Annotated in this window: 7 protein-coding genes; 6 read left to right on the forward strand and 1 reads right to left on the reverse strand. The window is 64.2% G+C overall.

The window, feature by feature from the left end; translation table 11 throughout:
* The 3 genes from AHiyo1_RS26020 to AHiyo1_RS01725 all read left to right on the forward strand — a co-directional run.
* On the forward strand, nucleotides 1–438 hold a 438-nt coding region (locus AHiyo1_RS26020; protein WP_253257110.1), incomplete at its 5' end, for a GTP-binding protein.
* Nucleotides 439–504: 66 nt separating this feature from the next.
* Complete coding sequence (ykgO, locus tag AHiyo1_RS01720; RefSeq protein WP_059387417.1) at nucleotides 505–627, forward strand: type B 50S ribosomal protein L36; 123 nt, start codon at nucleotides 505–507, stop codon at nucleotides 625–627.
* A gap of 50 nt (nucleotides 628–677) precedes the next feature.
* Nucleotides 678–1,496, forward strand: a complete 819-nt coding sequence (locus tag AHiyo1_RS01725; protein ID WP_084784306.1) for a shikimate 5-dehydrogenase — start codon at nucleotides 678–680, stop codon at nucleotides 1,494–1,496.
* 23 nt (nucleotides 1,497–1,519) lie between these two features.
* On the opposite strand, the gene AHiyo1_RS01730 is transcribed toward AHiyo1_RS01725, so the two are convergent.
* Nucleotides 1,520–2,758, reverse strand: coding sequence for a class I SAM-dependent methyltransferase (locus AHiyo1_RS01730; RefSeq protein ID WP_059387418.1), 1,239 nt, complete (start codon nucleotides 2,756–2,758; stop codon nucleotides 1,520–1,522).
* 77 nt (nucleotides 2,759–2,835) lie between these two features.
* Between AHiyo1_RS01730 and AHiyo1_RS26025 the strand changes: the two genes are divergently transcribed.
* From AHiyo1_RS26025 to groEL, 3 genes are all read left to right on the forward strand, one after another.
* Nucleotides 2,836–3,321, forward strand: coding sequence for a hypothetical protein (locus AHiyo1_RS26025; RefSeq protein ID WP_253257111.1), 486 nt, complete (start codon nucleotides 2,836–2,838; stop codon nucleotides 3,319–3,321).
* 148 nt (nucleotides 3,322–3,469) lie between these two features.
* Nucleotides 3,470–3,766 (forward strand): co-chaperone GroES, encoded by a 297-nt coding sequence (gene groES / locus AHiyo1_RS01740; protein WP_028265041.1) that lies wholly within the window; start codon nucleotides 3,470–3,472, stop codon nucleotides 3,764–3,766.
* Nucleotides 3,767–3,852: 86 nt separating this feature from the next.
* A partial coding sequence (groEL, locus tag AHiyo1_RS01745) for a chaperonin GroEL (protein ID WP_113990529.1) occupies nucleotides 3,853–4,734 on the forward strand: 882 nt, incomplete at its 3' end.

The raw sequence follows: 4,734 nt of genomic DNA on the forward strand, positions 1-4,734 counted from the left end.
GTGCTCCACAAAGTGGAGCGACCCCTTCATCCGAGGCGCTTCCAGGAGGCGCTGCCCAAGTTGGCCGGGGGATGCCACTGGATGCGGGGCCGCTTGTGGATTGCCTCGGCTGCCAAAGTCCGGATCGCGGTGCAGGGAATCGGGCCGCGCGTCTGGCTCGAGAGTACGGGCGAGTGGCTGGCGGACGCCGGCATCGGCCCCGTCCCCAGCGGCAAAGGCCTGAAGCACGGAAACGGACTCCACGACGTCGACGCCGCCCTCGACTGGCATCCGCGCTTCGGCGACCGGGGGACGGTGCTTGCCGTGACCGGAAGGGGAGACGACGTTGACGCAGCAGAAATCCGGTCCCTGCTGGATGCATGCGCGCTGAGCGAAGCCGAGATGAGGCTCGGCTTCGCCGGGCTCGAGGACCCTTTTGAACTCGAATCCACCCTGTAGTCGAGCTCCAGCCCAGGCGGAACAAAGCCCCCATCAACCAAGCGAAAACACGAGAAGGAGAACCCCATGAAAGTCAGGAATTCGTTGCGTGCCCTCAAGAAGGTCCCCGGGGCGCAAGTGGTCCGCCGGCGCGGCCGCACCTTTGTCATCAACAAGCTGAATCCGCGCTTCAAGGCGCGCCAAGGCTAGCTCCCCGTCTAGGCTGGGCAGAGAACCCGCTACGCGAAGGAAGCCCCGTTATGCCGATCCTCAATAAAGACATGACGCTCTGTATTTCTCTCTCTGCCCGGCCCAGCAACAACGGAACGCGTTTCCATAACTTCCTTTACCAGGAGCTTGGCCTGAACTGGATCTACAAGGCCTTCGCTCCCACCGACCTCCCGAACGCGATCGCGGGCGTGCGCGGCCTGGGCATCCGCGGCTGTGCCGTCTCGATGCCGTACAAGGAAGACGTCATCGCCCTCGTCGACCGGATGGACGCTTCGGCGGCCGCAATCGATTCGGTCAACACGATCGTGAACGACGCCGGCGTACTGACGGCCTACAACACGGACTACACCGCGATCGCGCAGCTGATCGAGCGCAACGCGATCGACCCGGCGTCGTCCGTGCTGCTCCGCGGTTCCGGCGGCATGGCAAAGGCCACCGCCGCTGCCTTCCGGGACGCCGGGTTCTCCCGCGTTACAGTGGTTGCCCGGAATGAAAAACCCGGGCAAGCCCTCGCGGGGCTTTATGGCTTCGGCTGGCAAGCCGAAGTAGGGGAGTCCACGGCGGACGTCCTCGTAAACGTGACACCGATCGGCATGGCCGGCGGACCCGAGTCCAGCTCCCTGTCCTTCCCCGAAGCGGCGGTGGCGGCCGCGAAGGTAGTGTTCGACGTCGTCGCCCTCCCCGCAGAGACGCCGCTCATCAAAGCCGGCCGCGCGGCAGGAAAGACCGTGATCACCGGCGCCGAGGTGGCCACCATCCAAGCGCTTGAACAGTTCGTGCTCTACACCGGCGTCACACCCACACCGGAGCAAGTCGCTGCGGCCGAGGAGTTCACGCGCGCCCAATAGGGCGCCACAGCTCAGGGACCAGCTCAGGCAGCCGCGACCGGCTCCACTACAACAGCCACCTTTTCCTCGCCGATCCTGGTGAGGACCAAGGTGGCTGTTTTGTTGCCGCGGCCTTTTGCTGAGCCTTTTCCTGCCGGGAGCAGCTGCTTCCGCAGCTCCTCCGGGGTGACGGAGGTGCCGCGTTTCTTGATGTCGAGGACGCCGACGCCGTTCGCCTTCACCCAGGCTTTGAGGGCCTTGACGTTCAACGGCATGACTTCCAGGACTTTGTAGGCGCGGGCGAACGGGGTCTCCACAAGTTCCGGAGCGCAAATATAGGCGATGTGCTGGTCCACCAGGTGGCCGCCCAACCGGAGTGCGACGTCGGCCACCAGGCCCGCACGGATCACCGCCCCGTCCGGTTCGTACAGGTATCCCTCCACGGGCCCGACGTCGGGCACCGGACCGCCGTCGAAATCTTCGCAGCTGGTGATCTCGGCTGCGCCTTGCGGCCCGAGCACCAGGGCAGCGCGACGGATGCCGGGACGGGCGACGTCGTTGAACCACAGCGTCACTTCCGTGACGTCCCCGCCCACCGAAACCCACTGTGCCTCGCAGCCGGCCGGCACCGATTCGTGCGGCATGCCTGGCCCCATCTTGACCCCGACGGACTTGCCGGTCGCCGCCAATGATTCAACGAAGGACAACGGCGGCGAGAACGCCTCCGGATCCCAGATCCGTTTGGTTCCCGACGACGACGTCGTGCGTCGCGCCGGATCGAGCCACACGCCGTCGACCCCGTCGAGGGGCACCGAGGTTGCGTCGGAGTGCACTACCGTCGCGTGCGGGAACGGAATGAGGTTGATGGTGGCGCAGGCTGCGGTGGTCTCGTCGAGCTCCACGGCGGTGACCTCGATGTCCATGGAGGCCATGGCCATGGAGTCCGCTCCGAGCCCGCAGCCCAGGTCCGCCACGTGCCGCGTGCCTGCCTTGGCGAATCGCTCGGCGTGCCTGGCTGCAACATTGAGGCGGGTGGCCTGTTCCAGGCCGGCCTGGGTGAAGAGCATCTGCCGGGCGAATTCTCCGAACTTGGCCTCGGCCCGGGTGCGGAGCCTGGATTGGGTGAGGACGGCGGCCACGAGCGCGGGGGAGTGGCCGTCTTTGCGCAGGCGCGCGTTGAGGGCGAAGGCGTCGCCGTCGCGGTATGGTCCCAAGGATGCCAGGAGTTCCCAACCTTCCGTTGTCAGCAAGGGGGCAATCTGGTCCTGGGGTGTGTCAGCCATGGGAACCAGCCTAATGCTCGCCCGTCATAGAGTGCCGAGGGGGAACCGCGACCACCCGGGCGGATAGGGTTGATGCCATGGAAGACAACCCAGTACGCCAGCCTGACGACGCCAATGGTTCTCCCTTTGCCCCCGATAAACGTCCCTTCGCCGGAAATCTCTCCAAGTACGCCCGCCCCGCACTCATCGTCGGTGTTTTGATTGCCGTTGTCTGCATTGCGCTCTTGATCATTATTTTCTTCCTCGACTCCTTCAACGCGGCCACCTACTCCATGACCGGAAAGAGCGTCCAGGACGCCACCGACGAGGCCCGGGACATCCGTGACACCTACACCGGTGCCCGCATCGCAGCGATCGTCGGGCTGGTGGTGTTCGGCGTCGTCGCCCTCGCCAGCGGCGTAGTGCTCTACCTGAACCGCGGAAACGCGCCGAAGGAAGACTATGACGACGCGAGGACGTCGACTTCGACGACCTCGCCGGTCAATGAGCTACTCGAGCCGCAAGTGGCGCTTCGGGCGTTCACCCATGACGGAATTCTGGCACTCGCCTTGACCGAGTGCTAATGCTTACATAGAGTCTTGATTAGCACTCTCCCTAGGCGGGTGCTAATCATGCCGCCAGGCACTTACCGGCACCGCGACGACGGTAAGCCCGCCACGGCACCCCTGGTTTGATAGTCCATGTACTACCTCACGTAAAGGAGAGATCCGAGTGTCGGTCTCCATTAAGCCTCTCGAGGATCGCATTGTTGTCCGCCCGCTCGAAGCAGAGCAGACCACGGCTTCCGGCCTGGTCATCCCGGACACTGCACAGGAAAAGCCGCAGGAAGGCGAAGTTGTCGCAGTTGGCCCCGGCCGCTTCGACGACAACGGCAACCGCGTCCCCGTCGACGTAACCGTCGGCGACGTCGTCATCTACTCCAAGTACGGCGGAACTGAAGTCAAGACCGGCGGCAACGAATACCTCGTTCTGTCCGCCCGCGACGTTCTGGCGATCGTCGTTAAGTAATTCCCTGGATCCCGCATCGCAGATCGAGTCGGACTTCTTCCGGTCGAATCAGCGGTGCGGGTTTTCCGTCTTGAAAGGACACAACCATGGCAAAGCAGCTTGCGTTTAACGACGCTGCCCGTCGCTCGCTCGAAGCAGGCATTGACAAGCTCGCCAATACCGTCAAGGTCACCCTTGGCCCGCGTGGCCGCAACGTCGTTCTGGACAAGAAGTGGGGAGCTCCCACCATCACCAACGACGGCGTGACGATCGCCCGCGAAGTCGAACTCGACGACCCGTATGAGAACCTTGGTGCGCAACTGGCCAAGGAAGTCGCCACCAAGACCAACGACGTCGCAGGTGACGGCACCACCACCGCCACCGTGCTGGCACAGGCACTCGTCAAGGAAGGCCTGCGCAACGTTGCCGCCGGAGCCGCACCTGGCGAAATCAAGCGCGGCATCGAGGTTTCCGTCCAGGCCGTGGCTGCCCGCCTCCTGGAGAACGCCCGCGAAGTTGAAGGCACCCAGGTTGCCAGCGTTGCCGCGATCTCTGCCCAGAGCGATGAGGTCGGCGAGCTCCTCGCCGAGGCTTTCGGCAAGGTCGGCAAGGATGGCGTCATCACCATCGAAGAGTCCTCCACCACGCAGACCGAACTGGTCCTGACCGAGGGCATGCAGTTCGACAAGGGCTACCTGTCCCCGTACTTCGTCACTGACGCGGAACGCCAGGAAGCTGTTCTGGAAGACGCCCTCATCCTGATCAACCAGGGCAAGATCTCCTCGCTGCAGGAATTCCTGCCGCTCCTCGAGAAGGCCCTGCAGGCTGCCAAGCCCCTCTTTATCATTGCTGAGGACATCGACGGCGAGGCACTGTCCACGCTGATCGTGAACCGTATCCGTGGCACCCTGAACGTCGTTGCCGTCAAGGCTCCGGGCTTCGGCGACCGCCGCAAGGCCATGCTGCAGGACATCGCCACCCTGACCGGC

It is taken from the genome of Arthrobacter sp. Hiyo1, from assembly GCF_001263615.2.
GTDB lineage: Bacteria > Actinomycetota > Actinomycetes > Actinomycetales > Micrococcaceae > Arthrobacter.

Coding starts and splice junctions, on each gene's coding strand:
- ykgO (WP_059387417.1), top strand. CDS start 505: ATGAAAGTCAGGAATTCGTTGCGTGCCCTCAAGAAGGTCCCCGGGGCG.
- AHiyo1_RS01725 (WP_084784306.1), top strand. CDS start 678: ATGCCGATCCTCAATAAAGACATGACGCTCTGTATTTCTCTCTCTGCC.
- AHiyo1_RS01730 (WP_059387418.1), bottom strand. CDS start 2,758: ATGGCTGACACACCCCAGGACCAGATTGCCCCCTTGCTGACAACGGAA.
- AHiyo1_RS26025 (WP_253257111.1), top strand. CDS start 2,836: ATGGAAGACAACCCAGTACGCCAGCCTGACGACGCCAATGGTTCTCCC.